This is a genomic window from Rhodococcus sp. AC861 (genome assembly GCF_979256035.1).
On record NZ_CEEDMW010000001.1, the window covers coordinates 421,899 to 438,541 of the forward strand.

The 16,643-nt window shown below is 67.9% G+C and carries 19 protein-coding genes; 9 read left to right on the forward strand and 10 right to left on the reverse strand.

The window, feature by feature from the left end:
• Positions 1 to 183: 183 nt before the first annotated feature.
• From AC0IX4_RS01965 to pyrE, 4 genes are all read left to right on the forward strand, one after another.
• Entirely contained in the window at positions 184 to 813 is a 630-nt protein-coding gene (locus AC0IX4_RS01965) for a type III secretion system chaperone family protein (protein WP_471828324.1), read from the forward strand.
• 55 nt (positions 814 to 868) lie between these two features.
• On the forward strand, positions 869 to 1,666 hold the full coding sequence (locus tag AC0IX4_RS01970) for an SDR family NAD(P)-dependent oxidoreductase (protein WP_056071676.1): 798 nt from the start codon (positions 869 to 871) through the stop codon (positions 1,664 to 1,666).
• Between the two features lie 69 nt (positions 1,667 to 1,735).
• Complete coding sequence (locus tag AC0IX4_RS01975) at positions 1,736 to 2,320, forward strand: hypothetical protein (RefSeq protein WP_042574171.1); 585 nt, start codon at positions 1,736 to 1,738, stop codon at positions 2,318 to 2,320.
• 10 nt (positions 2,321 to 2,330) lie between these two features.
• A complete protein-coding gene (pyrE, locus tag AC0IX4_RS01980; RefSeq protein WP_042574170.1) occupies positions 2,331 to 2,867 on the forward strand; it encodes an orotate phosphoribosyltransferase in 537 nt (178 codons plus the stop codon).
• A gap of 3 nt (positions 2,868 to 2,870) precedes the next feature.
• On the opposite strand, the gene thiD is transcribed toward pyrE, so the two are convergent.
• The 6 genes from thiD to AC0IX4_RS02010 all read right to left on the reverse strand — a co-directional run bounded on the left by thiD (position 2,871) and on the right by AC0IX4_RS02010 (position 9,678).
• Positions 2,871 to 3,659, reverse strand: coding sequence for a bifunctional hydroxymethylpyrimidine kinase/phosphomethylpyrimidine kinase (thiD, locus tag AC0IX4_RS01985; RefSeq protein ID WP_471827839.1), 789 nt, complete (start codon positions 3,657 to 3,659; stop codon positions 2,871 to 2,873).
• Between the two features lie 68 nt (positions 3,660 to 3,727).
• Positions 3,728 to 5,191, reverse strand: a complete 1,464-nt coding sequence (locus AC0IX4_RS01990; RefSeq protein ID WP_471827840.1) for a hypothetical protein — start codon at positions 5,189 to 5,191, stop codon at positions 3,728 to 3,730.
• Positions 5,192 to 5,381: 190 nt separating this feature from the next.
• On the reverse strand, positions 5,382 to 5,990 hold the full coding sequence (locus AC0IX4_RS01995) for a class F sortase (RefSeq protein ID WP_471827841.1): 609 nt from the start codon (positions 5,988 to 5,990) through the stop codon (positions 5,382 to 5,384).
• Positions 5,977 to 7,818 (reverse strand): hypothetical protein, encoded by a 1,842-nt coding sequence (locus AC0IX4_RS02000; protein WP_471827842.1) that lies wholly within the window; start codon positions 7,816 to 7,818, stop codon positions 5,977 to 5,979. The genes AC0IX4_RS01995 and AC0IX4_RS02000 overlap by 14 nt, the downstream gene beginning before the upstream one ends.
• A 154-nt stretch (positions 7,819 to 7,972) precedes the next feature.
• Positions 7,973 to 9,220, reverse strand: a complete 1,248-nt coding sequence (locus AC0IX4_RS02005; protein ID WP_042574165.1) for an MFS transporter — start codon at positions 9,218 to 9,220, stop codon at positions 7,973 to 7,975.
• Positions 9,217 to 9,678, reverse strand: coding sequence for a MarR family winged helix-turn-helix transcriptional regulator (locus AC0IX4_RS02010; protein ID WP_471827843.1), 462 nt, complete (start codon positions 9,676 to 9,678; stop codon positions 9,217 to 9,219). Before AC0IX4_RS02010 ends, AC0IX4_RS02005 begins: the two co-directional genes overlap by 4 nt.
• 55 nt (positions 9,679 to 9,733) lie before the next feature.
• On the opposite strand from AC0IX4_RS02010, the gene AC0IX4_RS02015 reads away from it, so the two are divergent.
• On the forward strand, positions 9,734 to 10,360 hold the full coding sequence (locus AC0IX4_RS02015) for a lysoplasmalogenase (protein WP_471827844.1): 627 nt from the start codon (positions 9,734 to 9,736) through the stop codon (positions 10,358 to 10,360).
• Here AC0IX4_RS02015 and AC0IX4_RS02020 read toward each other — a convergent pair.
• Together AC0IX4_RS02020 and AC0IX4_RS02025 are read right to left on the reverse strand one after the other, a co-directional pair.
• Entirely contained in the window at positions 10,344 to 10,847 is a 504-nt protein-coding gene (locus tag AC0IX4_RS02020) for a methylated-DNA--[protein]-cysteine S-methyltransferase (protein ID WP_471827845.1), read from the reverse strand. The two genes, AC0IX4_RS02015 and AC0IX4_RS02020, sit on opposite strands and share 17 nt — an antisense overlap.
• On the reverse strand, positions 10,844 to 11,269 hold the full coding sequence (locus AC0IX4_RS02025) for a hypothetical protein (RefSeq protein WP_471827846.1): 426 nt from the start codon (positions 11,267 to 11,269) through the stop codon (positions 10,844 to 10,846). The genes AC0IX4_RS02020 and AC0IX4_RS02025 overlap by 4 nt, the downstream gene beginning before the upstream one ends.
• A 98-nt stretch (positions 11,270 to 11,367) precedes the next feature.
• Between AC0IX4_RS02025 and AC0IX4_RS02030 the strand changes: the two genes are divergently transcribed.
• The 3 genes from AC0IX4_RS02030 to AC0IX4_RS02040 are packed head-to-tail and all read left to right on the forward strand — an operon-like array spanning position 11,368 to position 13,974.
• Positions 11,368 to 12,156 carry an SDR family oxidoreductase gene (locus AC0IX4_RS02030; protein ID WP_042574160.1) on the forward strand — a complete coding sequence of 263 codons (789 nt, stop codon included), beginning with the start codon at positions 11,368 to 11,370 and terminating at the stop codon, positions 12,154 to 12,156.
• Position 12,157: 1 nt separating this feature from the next.
• Positions 12,158 to 12,832 carry a TrmH family RNA methyltransferase gene (locus AC0IX4_RS02035; RefSeq protein WP_471827847.1) on the forward strand — a complete coding sequence of 225 codons (675 nt, stop codon included), beginning with the start codon at positions 12,158 to 12,160 and terminating at the stop codon, positions 12,830 to 12,832.
• A 32-nt stretch (positions 12,833 to 12,864) separates the two neighbouring features.
• A complete protein-coding gene (locus AC0IX4_RS02040) occupies positions 12,865 to 13,974 on the forward strand; it encodes a glycoside hydrolase family 76 protein (RefSeq protein ID WP_471827848.1) in 1,110 nt (369 codons plus the stop codon).
• Here AC0IX4_RS02040 and AC0IX4_RS02045 read toward each other — a convergent pair.
• Positions 13,971 to 14,648 (reverse strand): DedA family protein, encoded by a 678-nt coding sequence (locus AC0IX4_RS02045; protein ID WP_082518211.1) that lies wholly within the window; start codon positions 14,646 to 14,648, stop codon positions 13,971 to 13,973. The two genes, AC0IX4_RS02040 and AC0IX4_RS02045, sit on opposite strands and share 4 nt — an antisense overlap.
• Positions 14,649 to 14,662: 14 nt before the next feature.
• A complete protein-coding gene (locus AC0IX4_RS02050; protein WP_471827849.1) occupies positions 14,663 to 15,424 on the reverse strand; it encodes a VTT domain-containing protein in 762 nt (253 codons plus the stop codon).
• 169 nt (positions 15,425 to 15,593) lie between these two features.
• On the opposite strand from AC0IX4_RS02050, the gene fbaA reads away from it, so the two are divergent.
• Positions 15,594 to 16,634: a class II fructose-bisphosphate aldolase gene (fbaA, locus tag AC0IX4_RS02055; RefSeq protein ID WP_042574156.1), complete on the forward strand. Its 1,041-nt coding sequence runs from the start codon at positions 15,594 to 15,596 to the stop codon at positions 16,632 to 16,634.
• Positions 16,635 to 16,643: the final 9 nt, after the last annotated feature.

A 16,643-nucleotide genomic window follows, 5' to 3' on the forward strand; every position in this document is an offset into this window, starting at 1 on the left:
CCGGCCCAGTGTGACGTCCTCACGGCGTACTGGCGAGTACATCCGAATATGGTGGCGTGAGGTAGTGATCGGTCACTGACCTCGGCAGATGCGTTACCAGTCGGTATACCGACGGGTAATGCAGCGGCGGGGCGGATCCTTGTGCCGCGCGCGGGAAAAGTACAGTGGAGGGCGATGACAGCGATGTGGTTCGGCCTTGCTCTGATCGCACTTCTGGGTGCGGTGGCTCTGCTGTACATCGACCGTGCCCGTCGCGGGCAGCAGGGACGCGTGCGCCAGATCTGGGCGAAAGCCCAGGGCTACCACTACGTTGCGGCCGATCGCGACCTCCCGGCGACCTTCGGTCGTGCGGTGATGGCGAACCAGGAATTCCTCGGTGCCGTGGACGTGGTCGAGGGTGTCCGGCGCGGCGAGGAGTTCGTTCTCTTCGACCTCGAGGACGCAGCGACGGTCATCGCGGTTCGACGCGAGGTGGGGTCGGACGTGGACATCGATCTGCGGTCCAGGACGACACCGCCTCCCAAGGACGCCGATATGCAGTTGCTCGGGTCGTTGGGGCCGCGCATCATCTTCGCGACCGATCTCGATGTGGCTCGCCGGGTCTGTGACCAGCGGATGGTCGCCTTCACGCACTCGGTTCCCGACGTGGTCCAGCTGCTGTGGAGCGAAGGTGAATGGACGCTGGGGACGGTGCCCATGGGGAGTGCGGGACGTGATTGGGACGCCGCGATCGACACTGTCACGCGGCTCTCGGGCCTTCTTCATGTCCTGCCGCCGTCCCGCCGTCGGACGACGCCCCGCGCCGAGAACTGACGAATTCGTCAGCCACCCTGTCGGGTGAGGAAGCTCACCGGCTAGTCTCGTCCGCATGTCGTCTCCGACGCCGCGCACGACGCGGCCCATCGCCCTCGTCACTGGCCCCACGTCCGGAATCGGCGGGGGATACGCCCGCAGACTCGCCGCCCGTGGCCACGATCTCGTCCTGGTCGCTCGGGACACCGCGCGCCTCGAGGCGCTGGCACAGGAACTGACCGACGCCTACGGCACGTCGTCGGAGATCCTCTCGGCCGACCTGTCTACCGACAGCGGACGCGCGATGGTCGTCGAGCGTCTGGAACAGGGCGTCGAGGTACTGGTCAACAACGCCGGGTTCGGAACGTCCGGCGAATTCTGGACGGCGGATCCGGCGGCACTTCAGCGCCAGCTCGACGTCAATGTCACGGCCGTCATGCAGTTCACGCGGGCCGCGCTGCCGTCGATGATCGCCGCGGCCTCGGGCACCGTCGTCAACGTCGCGAGCGTGGCCGGTCTCCTGTCCGGCCGCGGATCCACCTACTCGGCGTCCAAGGCGTACGTGGTGTCGTTCAGTGAAGGCCTCGCCGGTGGTCTGGCAGGAACGGGCGTGCGCATCCAGGCTCTGTGCCCCGGCTTCGTGCGGACCGAATTCCACGAGCGCGCGGGCATCGAGATGTCGACGATCCCGAAGTTCATGTACCTGTCCGTGGATCAGGTGGTGGATGCGTCGTTGAAGGACCTCGACAAGAACACGGTCCTGAGCATTCCGGGGCTTCAGTACAAATCACTGACTTCGGTGACGCGTCTGGTGCCTCGTTCCATCGCCCGTCGCGCAGCGTCGCTGGTAGGCAGCGCTCGCGGTCGAACATAGGCCTGTCGGCGGCGCGCCAACCCTCGACCTCGGGTCGACGGTGAGGCGCGACGTCGCTATGTTTCCAGTGTGACTGTTGTGGCCCTGGTGGCGTTCCTGATGATCATCGGCATCGTGTGGATCATGTCCGTCGTGCGTCGGACACGTCGATCCGCCGACACCGTGGCGGCCGGATTGCACTTGCTCGAGATCGAGCTGGATCGCCGCCGCGCGGTGATCCCCGACCTGGTGCGCGCCGCTGTCGACGCCGAGATCGACAGGGCTGCGGTCAACCAACTGGTCGGAGCGCGGTCCTGGTCCGCGATGATGCGGGACCGTCGTTCCGAGCTCGGTGATCGCGCCGCCGCCGAGAACGGACTGTCCGTCGCGCTGCACGACGTGGTGTTCGAGGGGCGCGCGAGTGGACCGACCGGCTGGGACTTCGCTGCTCCCGCAACGGAACTCGATCACATCGAGCACCGGATCGCAGGCGCGGTCCGCGTCTACAACACTCAGGCGTCGATTCTCCGGTCCCTCGCGGGGTCGCCTCTCTCGCGTCCGATCGTGCGCACTCTCGGCGTCCGTGCGCCCGACCTGTTCGCCGAGACCGTGGACATGTCCGGCGAGGGACCGCACGTGCCCGCCGTGAGGACACCGCAGCGAGCGACCCGCTAAGTTCTTCTGCGTGAGCGCTACCGAGAAGTCCGAACTGGCCGAGCTCGTCCGCGATCTGGCCGTGGTGCACGGCAAGGTGACCCTGTCGTCCGGCAAGGAAGCCGACTACTACGTCGATCTCCGCCGCGCGACGCTCCACCACCGCGCCGGGGCCCTGATCGGTCGACTCATGCGAGAACTCGTCCAGGACTGGGACTTCGACGCGGTCGGCGGACTCACCATGGGCGCCGACCCCGTGGCGATGGCCGTGATGCACGCGCCCGGTCGTGAGATCGACGCCTTCGTCGTCCGCAAGGCCGCCAAGGCGCACGGGATGCAGCGGCAGATCGAGGGCCCCGACATCGTCGGCAAGCGTGTGCTGGTCGTCGAGGACACCACCACGACCGGCAACTCACCGCTCACGGCCGTCGCAGCACTCCGTGACGCCGGCGCGACCGTGGTCGGCGTCGCCACGGTGGTCGACCGCGCCACCGGAGCCGACGCCGTCATCGCCGCCGAGGGTCTCGAATACCGCTCGCTGCTCGGGCTCGCGGACCTCGGTCTCTGACGGTTACTGCCAGCCGACTGCTGTGAAGGGTGCGGCGGTGGTGATCCGACCGACGATGCCGGCGTGCGCGAAGTCCTTCGCCGTCGCCACGGCGTCGTGGACCGATGCGCCCTTGGCCAGCTCCGCGGTGATAGCCGCCGCGAATGTGCACCCGGCTCCCGACACGCGCTCGTTGCCGATCTTCGGCGCACGGAACACCGTGACGTCCTCACCGTCGAACAGCACGTCGACGGCCTCGTCGCCGGGCAGGCCCGCGCCACCCTTGACCACCACGTAGCGGGGGCCGAGATCGGCGATACGGCGCGCTGCCTCGCCCAGGTCCTCGACGGTCTCGAGGGACTCCATGCCCGAGAGGGTCTGCGCCTCGAGCAAGTTGGGGGTGACCACGGTGGCCAGCGGCAGGATGTCGGCGCGCAGGGCGTTGTCGGTGTCCAGTGCGGCGCCGGGCTCCTGGCCCTTGCAGATCAGAACCGGGTCGACCACGATGTGGCGCCACGGCTGCTGTCGCAGTGAATCGGCAACGGTCGCAACGGTACCCGGTGTCCCGAGCATCCCGATCTTGACCACGTCGAGCGAGTGGGCGGCCGTGGCCGCCTCGATCTGATCGGCGATGACGGCGCCGTCGACAGGGACGAAACGGTGGCCCCAGTCGGCTTTCGGGTCGAACGAGACGATGCACGTGATGGTGCCGACGCCGTAGACACCGAGACGTTCGAAAGTCTTCAGGTCGGCCTGGATTCCGGCGCCTCCGGTGGCTTCCGATCCAGCGATCACGTAGGCGAGTGTCGGCATGATGGGGGCTCCTGAGGTGAGATGGTTCCACCAGTATCTCAGGAGCCCCCGCCGCTACTCGGGGTGTGTCAGGAGTTCGACTTCTTGCGACGCGACAGCGCGACCGCACCGCCGACGCCTGCTGCCGCGACCAGCGCGACGCCGGCGCCGATGGCGACGGTCGACGTTCCGCCGTCCTCCTCGCTCGCGGGTGCGGCGAGGCCGGTCTCGGACGACACCAGCGAGATCTCGGGCAGCTCGCCCGCGACGATGACGTTGCCCTTCTCGTCGTCGGTGAAGTAGTCGACGACCTTGAACGTGCGGGTCGGTCCGTCGACGTAGAAGCCGATCAGACGGACGCCCGACGCGGTCACCTCGACGGTGGTGCTGTCGATGGCCGCAACCTCGACGTCCTCCTTCGTCTCGTCGCCGACCTCGAGCGTGACGGTCTCCTTGGCGGCGTTCTCCGCGGCAGCCTCGTCGGCGGCCTTCTTGTCCGCGGCATCCTTCGCAGCTGCCTCGGCCTCGGCCTTCGCTGCTGCGGCGGCCTCGGCTGCTGCTGCCGCCTCGGCGCCACCGGCTGCTTCGAGCCGCTTCGCGTTCTCCTCGGCGACCGTGGCGGCCACCTGCGTCGTCGCGGCCTTCACGACGGCGGCGAAGAGCGTCGAGGCGCGGGCGTACGCGGACTGGATGGCGGTGGTGACCTTGGCGGCGTCGAGAGTCGCGACAGCGTAGCCGACGGCCTTCAGGGAGTCCTCGGCGGCCTTGGCTGCTTCTTCTGCAGCGGTGCGCGCTGCGGCTGCAGCCTCTGCCTTCGCGACGGCGTCCGCACGAGCTGCCTCGGCTTCGGTAGGGTCGGCGGCGGTGTCGCCCTCGGTCTCGTCGGCCTTGTCCTTGGCGGCGTCCGCCTCGGCCTGTGCCTTGTCGGCGTCCGTCTTCGTCTGTGCCGCTGCAGCTTCCGCGGCGTCGGCGTCTTCCTTGGCCTTGGCGGCGACGCCCGCGGCGACGATGCTCTCCTGCTCGGCGACCGACGCGGATTCCTCGGCCTTCGATGCCTCGAGCTCGGCCTTCGCCTCGTCGACCTCGGCCTCGGCAGCGGCGTCGCCGCCCTGCGCTGCGGCGATGGCGTCGTCGAGGAATGCCTGCGCCTTCTTGATGGCGTCGACGGCGGCCTTGGTGGCGTCCTTGGCTACCTGCAGTGCCTTCTTCTCGTCCTCGGTCAGCTTCGCGTCGATGTCGATCTTGATGGACGAGTTGCCCTCGTCGTCGACGACGACGGATCCGGTCACCTGCGGCAGCGGACGGGCGGGCGGAGCCGTGGTCGGCACGGTGGTCGAGGTGGACGGGTCCCCGGCTGCCGGAGCTTCCTCGGTGCTCGACGGCGCAGGAGCCTCGGTGGTGGTCGTCGCCGATTCGCTGCTCTCGGAGCTGTCACCCGGTGTGTCCTGGGCGAGTGCGACGGACGGTGCGGCAACGGCGAGAGATACCGCGAGCACGGCGCCGGCCGCGGCGAGGCGGGTCTTCCGGGCGCGAACGATGGACTTTTCCGACATGAATGGCCTTTCGATCACAGGAATCGACAGTGAATGCCGAACCCGAGAAGCGTGAGAATGGTGTGCGCGTCCCCCGACGAACAGAACGTACCTTCCGGTCCGCCCATCTCTTTACTCGGATTTTGCTTCGTCATCGAAGTGTGACCTTTGGTGCAGCCGATGTTCATGTGGTGTATGTGACTGTTGTGACTCACTTTCCGCTGTTGAGCTGCGCAACCACCACGTAGTTGTCCGCGGTCGGCTCGCCGTTCCGGACGTCGCAGTTGGCCAGGATCAGTCGGCCCGGGACCTGCGCCCGGAGCTCGTCGTCACCCAGCAGCGACCCTTTAGGCAATGGCCCGACCGTCTGCACGCGATAGGACAGCACGCCGTTCGGAGTCCTGAGGAGAACCGTGTCGTCGGGTGCGACGGCTTCCAGCGCGCGGAAGGGAGCGACGCGCGTCGAGTAGTTGTGACCGGCCACGACCACCGTCTCGGCCGTCTCGGTGCCGGGCATTCCGCTCTCGCCCCACCACGCCGGACGCTCGTCCGCGGGATTGAGCTCCTGACCGGTCGAGCCGCCCCGGACGATCGGATCGGGATACATCTCCGCGCTCAGGTACGTGGCGCCGTCGGGAGTGCGCAACTCGACCAGATTCGGTGGAGCCGGCGCGATGACGGACGACGGCTCGGCGGCCAGCTGGGAAGACACGGCAGACCGGGCGGGGGCGGACACCGACGTGTCCGCCCCGCACCCGGTCAGTGCGGCGCCGACCACCAGGGCCGACGCCAGGAGCGCAGTGTGTCTACTCCGACGCATCGTCGGACGCGCGGCGACGCATGAACACCACACCGCCGACCGCGGCCGCACCGAGAACGGCGGCGCCGCCCAGAAGCGCGGGAACTGCTGCGGATCCACCGGAGCCCTCACCGCTGCCCGAGTCGCCCAGTGCCAGATCGACAGCGGGCAACGAGCCGGCGACGACCGTGTTGCCCGCGTCGTCGGTGGTGAAGTAGTCGACGGTCTCGAAGGTGGCACCGTCGGCCGCGTCTCCGTCGAAGACACCGATCAGCTCGGTCCCGGTCTCGTCGACCGACACCGTGGTGTCGTCCACCTCGGTCACGGGCACATCGGTGGCGACGGTGTCACCGAGCTTGATCGTGATGGTGAACTTCGGGCCGCTCGCGGCGAGCTCGGCTGCCTTCGCCTTCAGGTCGGCGTCCGCCTTCGCTGCCGTATCGGCGGCAGTCTTGGCAGCGTCCGCGGCGGTCTTCGCCTCGGCCGCCGCGGTCTTCGCGGCCGCCAGATCGGTCTTCGCCTTCTCGGCTGCCGCAGCCGCCTGAGTCGACGCTTCCGCTGCCTTGGTAGCGGCCGCCTCGGCGTCCAGCGCCTTCTTCTCGGCGGCATCGGCCGCGGCCTGAGCACTGGTCTGATCGGTTGCCGCGGTGGCTGCTGCCGCAGCTGCCTTCTCGGACTCGGCCCGAGCTGCATCCGCGGTCGCCTTCAGTGCATCGGCGTCGGACCGGGCTTTCGCGGCGGCGGCCACGGCGGCGTCGTCGGCCGTCGTGGCGTCTGCGGCGATCGCTTCCAGTTGCGTCGCCAGCTCGGCGGCGCGGGTGGCCGCCACCTGCGCCGACGCGGCCTTCACGACGCTGGCAGCGAGGTCGGCCGCCTTCTGGCGCGCAGCCGACAGCGCCTTCGCGATGTCGGCGGCCTTGCGTGTCTCGAAGGCTGCGGCGACCGCAGCTGCCGCATCCCGCGCCTCTGCAGCGGCGGTCTCGGCGTCAGCACGAGCCTTGTCGGCAGCGGCCTGCTTCGTCGTCGCGTCCAGGCGTGCGGCGGCAGCGGCGGCGTTGTCCTCGGCGGACCCCGACGCTGCGGCCTTCGCTTCGAGATCCTTGGCGGCGGTGTCGGCCTTCTCGAAGTCGGCGGCCGCGGCGGTTGCCTTGTCGGCTGCGGCTTTCTCCGCATCCTTCGCCTTCGTGGCGTCTGCGTCGGCCTTCTTGGCCAGACCGGAGGCCACGAGCGCTTCCGCACGCGCCTTCGCCGCGTTCTCCGCAGACGTCGTCGCGTCGAGCGCGGCCTTCTTGGCGTCGACGTCGGCCTTGGTAGCCGCGTCGTTCGCATCGGTGAAGTTCGCCATCGCCTCGTCGTACTCCGCCCGTGCGATCGCGGATGCCTCGGCAGCAGCCTTGGATGCCTTGGCGGCGTCCTCGAGGGCCTTCTTCTCGGCGTCGGACAGCTGCGGAATGACGTCGACGGTGATGGTGGTGTTGCCCTGCTCGTCGACGACGACGGCCCCGGTGATCTGGGGGAGGGGTCGCACGGTCGAGGGGGCCTCGGGGACTACCGCCGGGGCGATTCCCTGAACGGGAGGGGCCGGGTCGACCACAACGGGTGCGGGAGCGACGGGTGCGGGGTCGACCGGAACTTCGCCGGCGGGCGCCTGCTGCTCCGGCGCGGTCTCGGTGCCCTCCTCGCCGACGGGGGGAGCGGGCGCATCGGAGGATTCCGAGGACTCGCCCGAACCCGTCCCGGGCTGCGCGACCGCTACGGCCGGCGCAGCGAGGGCGAGGGAGACGGCGAGGGCTGCACTCGCGGCGACGAGGCGTTTCCGACGAAACCTGACGATCGACTTTTCCGACATGCGAACCATCCTGGGGTCGTGGATATTCGGCGGTTCACCGCCGAACGAGAGAACACTGGTGCGGTGTTCGGTCCCCCGACCCGGTAGGAAACCTACCCGACGGTTCGCTCTGCAAGTGGCAATTCGATTACTTCCCCATCGGAAACAGTTGCTGTCAGTCGCCGACGGTGAGCGCTGTCGCCTCGTCGACGCTGTGCGGTGCAGGGTCGTGATCGTCGACGTGAGCAAGCACCTTCCGGCCGGTCGCCAGGACGCCGATGGCCACGAACGTGCAGGCAGCACCCACCCAGAACGGGACGTGAACGTTGGATTCGCCGAGCTTGCCGGCAAGGTAGGGCGCTGCCGCACCACCGGCGAATCGGACGAAGCTGTACGCCGCGGACGCAGTGGACCGCTCGACCGGTGCGGAGATCATGACGGTCTCGGTGATGAGCGTGTTGTTGACGCCGAGGAACAACCCGGCGAGCACGACGCACACGATCAGCACCGTCTTGTTCTCGGTGAACAGCGCCATCGCGGCGAGGTCCACGGCGAACAGCAGGAGCGCCAGCATCATCATGTTCAGCGTGCCGAACCGGCGCTGCAGACGAGGTGCGACGAACACCGATGCCACCGCCAGGGCGAGTCCCCAGCCGAAGAAGATGAAGCCGATGGCATAGGTCCCCAGGTCTAGAGGGAACGGGGTGTACGCGAGAAGCGTGAAGAAGCCGTAGTTGTAGAGCAGCGCGGTGATGCCGACGGTGAGCAGTCCGCGGTGGCGCAGTGCGCGGAACGGATCTGCGAGAGAGGTTCGATGCGTGGGCTTCTCGCCCTCGGGCAGCATGACGACGAGCAACACCACGGCCACGGCCATGAGCACGGCGACGCCGAAGAACGGTCCACGCCAGCTGATGCTGCCGAGAACTCCGCCTACCAGCGGCCCGGTCGCGATGCCGATACCCAGAGCGGCCTCGTACAGGATGATCGCGCGGGCGACTCCGCCGCTGGCGGCACCGACGATGGTGGCGAGGGCCGTGGCGATGAACAGGGCATTGCCGAGCCCCCAGCCGGCGCGGAATCCGACGATCTGGGCGATCGTGCTCGACGAGCCGGCGAGTGCGGCGAAGACGATGATGATCGCCAATCCGGCCAGCAACGTCTTCTTCGGCCCGAAGCGCGACGACACGACGCCGGTGACCAGCATCGCGACACCGGTGACCAACATGTAGGAGGTGAAGAGCAGCGACACCTGCGACGGTGTGGCGTCCAGCTGCTCGCCGATGGGCTTGAGGATGGGATCGACCAGGCCGATGCCCATGAACGCGATGACGCTCGCGAAGGCGACTGCCCAGACGGCCTTCGGCTGCTGCAGAAGGCTGGGCTGCTCGGTGGACTCGGCGGTCCTGTCTGTCGTCGATGTCACGACTGTTCCTCTCGTGCGGTGTTCTTGAGTACCGATCGCAGATCGTCGAGGCCCTCGACGATCCTGCGGAGCTGGGCTGGATCAGGTCGATGCAGGTGTTGCAGCAGTCCGTCGCCGATGGCACGTCGCGACTCGGCGAGCCACGTCCGACCCGACTCCGAGATCGCGACGACCACCGCGCGAGAATCCGTCGGATCGGAGGTGCGCGTGACGAGGCCCTGGTCGCCCAGCGTGCGCAGCAATGCTGTCGCGGACGGCTGCGAGCACCGGTCGAGGCGGGCGAACTCGCTCACGCGGATGGCGCCGTACTCGTCGAGCAGGGAGAGGGCGCGTGACCACGTCCGGGGGTGATCGGTCGGCGACACCGAGGCGGCGAGCCGGGTGAAGCGGGACGTCGACGTGACCAGCTCGGAGAGCAGTATTCGGAGTTCGTCGGTAGCAACTGTCTGCACGTCCATAACGTTACATTGGCTAACTATCGAAATCCAGTGGTCGACTGGCTACGGTGTCGTGATGCGCCTCACCGATGCGGCCTACGCCGATGCCGCCTACGCCGCCGCTGCCGTCGCCACCGTGGTCGGCGCCGCCACCCACCGGGCGCGTCTCCATGCCGTCGCCAAGCCGTTGTTGATGCCGATCCTGGCCGTGCGGTCCGGGGCGCACCGGCAACCGCTGCTCGCTCTCGGCCTCGGAGCCGCGACCCTCGGCGACATCGCGATGATCGACCCCGACGACGACCGACGGTTCACCCTCGGCGCGTCGTCGTTCGCGGTGATGCAGGGCTGCTGGTCGATCCTGCTGTACCGCAACGGCTCCCGGCCACACCGTGCCGACGTCGTACCGCGCGTACTCGGATGGGCTGTCGGCGCGGTCGTCGCCACGAGACGCTCGCCGACCGTCGCGCCGGTGTCGATGGCCTACGGAATCGCGCTGGGCACGATGTCGGTACTGGGCGCCGACGGGGATACGCGCGCCGTCGTCGGGTCGACGCTCTTCACCGTCTCCGACGCGCTGGTCCTGGCCCGGCGCGTGATCTCCGACGACCGCACCCGGACGGCGCTGGAAGCGGTGGTGCTGACGACCTACATCGCCGCGCAGTACGCGCTCGTCGACTCGCTGACCGTCAGCCGAAGAGGGTAGGAGAACCGGACTCGAGATCGAGGAGCAGACGTTTGCGCTCCACACCACCGGCGAAACCGGTGAGGCTGCCCGACATTCCGATGACGCGGTGACACGGCACGACGATCGACAGCGGGTTGCGAGCATTCGCGGACGCGACCGCCCGTACCGACGTCGGCCGCCCGATCGCCCGTGCCAGGTCGGAGTACGTCCAGGTCTCGCCGTACGGGATGGTGCGCAGCGCGGCCCACACCGACTGCTGGAACTCCGTTCCCACGGGGTCGAGGGTCAACCCGAACAGACGTCGGTCACCGGCGAAGTACTCCGACAACTGGGTCGTGATCTCCTCGAAGCCCTCACTGGATCCGAGTCCCAACCGTCCGACCGCCGGGGCGGGCTTGTGCTCGGGAAAGTAGACGCCCGCGAGCGCCGACCCGGTCCGGACGAGGGTGAGGTCGCCGACGGGTGTGTGGACGACGGTGTGGACTCTGTCGAGGGCGCCGGTCACATCCATATCCTCGTGCGATCGGCCGGATCGACCCTCACCGGGATCGTCGCACCCACCTCGAACGTGGACGACGGTTCGCGTCGTCGCACCAGTCCGGGATAGCTGTCGGAACCCGGAACCGTGATGACGACGTCCACCTCGGTCATCGGAGCGGTCGCGGTACCCACCGTGCGCACGTCCTCGATGACAGCCCACCCCTCGACTCCATCGCGGAGGAGTCGACGGTCCTCGGCGGTGGGACGGCCGGCGACCATCATCGCGAGTCCCAGCGCTGCGCCGAATCCGGCGACCAGACCGGCGATCTGGTACGGCACGGTTCCGTCCGGAGATCGGGGGAGCAGGACGAACACCCAGACCGCCAGGACGACGATGTAGGCGGCGGTGACGATCAGCAGCGCCCTACCGATGCGTTCGTGATTCATCAGTGGTTCCTTCCGGGCGACTGCTCGATCCTACTCGGCAGTAAGTTTTCTGCTCACCGCTCTGTTGCTGCTCAGCCCGACCCTTTACTGTTCATCTCATGTCTCAACCTACTGTCTTCATCACCGGCGCAGCAGCCGGCATCGGACGCGCTACCGCCCTGACGTTCGCCGCGGCCGGCTACCACGTCGGTGCCTACGACATCGACGAGACCGGGCTCGCCTCGCTGGCCAAGGAGATCGCCGCCAAGGGGTCGACCTCCACCACCGGAATCCTCGACGTCACCGACACCGCGCAGTTCACCGAGCGGCTGAAGGAGTTCGACGAGGCAGCGGGTGGACGACTGGACGTGTTGATCAACAACGCGGGCATCCTGATCGCCGGGCAGTTCGCCGAGCAGGCCATCGAGACGCACCGCAAGCAGTTCGACATCAACGTCGGAGGCGTGCTCAACGGTCTTCTCGAAGCGTTCCCGTACCTGAAGAAGACCCGCGGCGCCCAGGTGGTGAACCTGTGCTCGGCGTCCGCGATCTACGGCCAGCCCGAGCTCGCGACGTACGGCGCGACGAAGTTCGCCGTCCGCGGACTCACCGAGGCACTCGACCTCGAGTGGCACCGGCACGACATCGCGGTCAAGGCGATGTGGCCGCTGTTCGTCCAGACCGCCATGACCAAGGGCATCGAGACCGGCACCACCGGATCGCTGGGCGTCAAGCTCACCGCTCAGGACGTCGCCGACGCCATCTTCAAGTCGGTCCAGCCCTCGAAGCGGCTCTACCACAAGGTGCACTTCCCGGTCGGGATCCCGTCGAAGGCGCTGTCCATGGGCTCGCGTTTCTCCCCCGTGTGGCTGACCCGCGAGGTCAACCGCCGCCTGTCCCACACCTGAGTTGACCGAGAGCGACCGGAGCGACGAGGCGGGTGCCACCGAGTGGGGTGAGCACCCGCGCGGAGCACCCGCCTGGGACGTCGAGCGTGACGGACCCCGGCCCACCGATCCGCGCTACGATCCCGAACTTCTCGACGAGGGGGACCGGCGCAACGTCGTCGACGCGTATCGGTACTGGACACGCGAGGCCATCGTCGCGGACCTGGACACGCGTCGGCACCCGATGCACGTGGCCATCGAGAACTTCGCGCACGACGCCAACATCGGCACCGTGGTCCGAACGGCCAATGCGTTCGGAGCAGCCGTCGTGCACATCGTCGGACGACGTCGGTGGAATCGCCGCGGTGCGATGGTCACCGACCGCTATCAACACATCGAGCACCACGCCGACGTCGGCGAACTGATGGCCTACGCCGCCGAGGCCGGTCTGACCGTCGTCGCCGTCGACAACGTGCCGGGATCCGTGCCGCTCGAAACCGCCGTACTCCCGCGCGAGTGTCTGCTGCTGTTCGGGCAGGAAGGTCCCGGAGTGACACCGGACGCTCGCGCCGCCGCGTCGATGACGGTGTCCATCGCCCAGTTCGGATCGACACGCAGCATCAACGCCGGCGTCGCCGCGGGCATCACGATGCACACCTGGGTCAGGCAGCACGCCGATCCCGGCCTGGCCTGGTGAAGCCGCCAGGGTCGTACTGGCAAGATCGAACCATGCACGACACGTGGGCCTCCAGGGCGGACGCCGCAGAGGAGGCCGTCACGTCGCGGCACGTCCGACGATTGTGGGGTCTCCCCGGAACCGCACTGGGAGTGGTCGCGTGGCCACCGGTCCGCCGCGAACGGTTCTTCTTCCGCTGGCACTACTGGTGGCAGGCGCACCTCATCGACTGCGTCGTCGACGCCGAGCAGCGTGCGCCCACCGCGAAGCGTCGACGCCGACTCGGTCGCATCGCGCGCACGCACCGCCTGCGCAACATCACGGGCTGGACCAATTCCTACTACGACGACATGGCGTGGCTGGGACTGTCCCTCGAACGAGCGCAGCGACTCCACCTCATCGACAACCGCGGGGCGATCTCCGCCCTCGAGGGCGAGCTCTTCGACGCGTGGGACCCGGCGCACGGCGGCGGAATCCGCTGGTCGACCAAGTCCGACTTCTTCAACGTCCCCGCCAACGGACCGGCAGCCGTCCTGCTGGCCCGCACCGGCAAGCTCTGGCGCGCCCAGGCCATGGCCGACTGGATCGACGCGACGCTGGTGGATCCGGCCACGAACCTCGTCTTCGACGGCATCCACACCGACGGTCGCGTCGAGAAGCCGTTCTACTCGTACTGCCAGGGCGTCGTCCTCGGTGCGGAGACGGAACTCGCGATCCATCTGGGCGACGACAAGCACCGCGAACGGGTGCACCGACTCGTCGCCGCGGTCCGCGATCACATGACCGAGGACGGCGTCATCGCCGGCGGTGGCGGAGGCGACGGCGGACTCTTCAACGGAGTGCTGGCCCGCTACCTGGCCGTCGTGGCCACGCAGTTGCCGGGCGACACCGACGAGGATCGGGAAGCCCGTTCGATCGCGGCGGACATCGTCCTGGACTCGGCCGACGCCGCGTGGGACAACTGCCTGTCCATCGAAGGCCTTCCGCTGTTCGGCAGCAACTGGTCGGCGATTGCGACCCTGCCGTCGTTCGGGGCGTCGATCGCCCGGTTCGCCGGGGGAACGGTGACGTCGTCGTCCGTCCCGGAGCGTGACTTCTCCGTGCAGCTCGGCGGCTGGATGCTCATGGAGGCTGCGCACACCGTCGCCGCCCACGAGCTCTAGAGGTCGTGGACCTCGACGGTCTCGATCGGTCGCTTCATCTCCTTGCGGTACTGGTACAGACCGAAGGCGGTCCCCAGCACGATCGACACGATCATCAGCGTGAGCACGGTCGGGAACAGCCACGACACCTTGTCCAGCACCGCGCCGAAGTAGAAGCCGACCAGCAGCAGCACCGGTGCCCAGATGAGGGCTCCCAGCGTGCTGGCGATGGTGTAGCGGCGGTGGTTCATGCCGCCGGCGCCCGCGACCATCGGGCACAGCGTGCGCACCCAGGGGATCCAGCGCGCGATCAACACGGCCCAGAAGCCGTGCTTCTCCAGTAACCGGCTGACCTTGTCCAGGTTCTCGGTGTTGAAGTACTTGCCGTTCTTGCGCGCGACGAGGCGATGGCCTGTGCGCTTGCCGATCATGAAGCCGACCTGGTTGCCGGCGATCGCGGCGACGAACGCCCCGGCGGACAGCGCCCACACGTGGGAGGTGCCGGACGAGTGCGCGGCGAGACCGATGCCCGCGGTGATGAGAAGAGAATCACCGGGCAGGAAGAGCCCGACGATGACGGCGCACTCGAGGAAGACGAACGAGACGACGATCAGCCAGACCAGCGCGGGTCCGGCGGATTCGACGAAGTGCATCGCCCCGCCCTCGGCGAGCACGCTGCTACCAGCAAGAAACATATCGAGGCGACCGATCAGGAGGACGTGTCACGAGGCGCGCGCTCGGACCACTTGGAGGGTTCGATCTTGCCGTCGATCGTCCCGTCGAACGCGTCGACGGCTTCACCGAGCGGGGTGCGGCGTGAGGAGAAGATCCTCTTGCCCACCTCCCAGGCGATCGGGAGCACGGAGACCGCGACGATGATCAGGAAGATGATGTCGACGTTGTCGCGGATGACCGCGATCTGGCCCAGCAGGTAGCCGAGCAGGGTGACGCCGGCGCCCCAGACGATGCCGCCGACCACGTTGTAGATGAAGAAGGTGCGGTACCGCATGCCCGATGCGCCCGCCACGACCGGCGCGAACGTCCGCACGATGGGGACGAAGCGAGCCAGGAAGATGGTGATCGGGCCATGCTTCTCGAAGAATGCGTGCGACTCGTCGATGTACCGCTTCTTGAGGAAGCGCGCGTCGTCGGAGAACAGGCCCGTCCCGGCCTTCTTGCCGATGATGTAGCCGACCTGGTCGCCGAGCACCGCGGCGATGGGAATGGTCACCATCAGGACCCACAGGGGCGCGAACGGCTTGATCTCCTCGCTCTTCGACGCGGCGATCAGACCGGCCGTGAACAGCAGGGAATCACCGGGGAGCAGCGGGAACAGCAGACCGGACTCGATGAAGACCACCAGCAGCAGGCCGACCAGTACCCAGGTGCCGAAGGAGTTCAGCAGGTTCACGGGATCGAGGAACCCCGGGAGCAGGGCGAGGTCGGTCACGGAGGCGGCCACGGTAGTCACAAGCGCCCACAGTACCGGCGCCTCCGAGTACTTCTTCCGATGTAGTGCAACTCACCACGGCTACTCGCGAGTACGGCGGGCGGGGCACGGAGACCGGGTGAGAGTTGACATACTGCTAGATGACCGCGCCCAGACGGGCGCCCCGTTCGCTCACCGTGGAGGTTTCTTCGTGCCGATCGCAACTCCCGAGGTGTACGCCGAGATGCTCGGCCGCGCCAAGGAACACAAGTTCGCATTCCCCGCCATCAACTGCGTGGGCTCCGAGTCCATCAACGCCGCGATCAAGGGATTCGCCGACGCGGGAAGTGACGGCATCATCCAGTTCTCTACCGGCGGTGCCGAGTTCGGTTCCGGCCTCGGTGTGAAGGACATGGTCACCGGCGCAGTCGCCCTGGCCGAGTTCGCGCACGTCGTCGCCGCGAAGTACGACGTCACCATCGCGCTGCACACCGACCACTGCCCCAAGGACAAGCTGGACACCTACGTGCGTCCGCTCCTCGCGATCTCGCAGGAGCGTGTCGACGCCGGTCGCAACCCGCTCTTCCAGTCGCACATGTGGGACGGCTCCGCGGTGCCGATCGACGAGAACCTGGAGATCGCCAAGGATCTGCTGGCCAAGGCTGCCGCTGCGCGCATCATCCTCGAGATCGAGATCGGTGTGGTCGGCGGCGAGGAAGACGGCGTCGAGGCCGAGATCAACGACAAGCTCTACACCTCGAACGAGGACTTCCTCAAGACCGTCGAGGCGCTCGGCGCCGGCGATGCGGGTTCGCGTTACCTGCTGGCCGCCACCTTCGGCAATGTCCACGGCGTCTACAAGCCGGGCAACGTCAAGCTCAAGCCGTCCGTCCTCGCCGACGGCCAGAAGGTCGCCTCCGACAAGCTCGGTCTGGCAGCCGGATCCAAGCCGTTCGACTTCGTCTTCCACGGCGGATCGGGCTCGGCCAAGAGCGAGATCGAAGAGGCGCTCGAGTACGGCGTCGTCAAGATGAATGTCGACACCGACACCCAGTACGCCTTCACGCGTCCGATGGTCGGTCACTTCTTCTCCAACTACGACGGCGTCCTCAAGGTCGACGGCGAAGTCGGCAACAAGAAGGTCTACGACCCCCGCAGCTACCTCAAGAAGGCCGAGGCCGGCATGTCGGCTCGCGTCGTCGAGGCGTGCAACGACCTGAAGTCGGCCGGACGCAGCGTCTCCGCAGGCTGACGATCACTC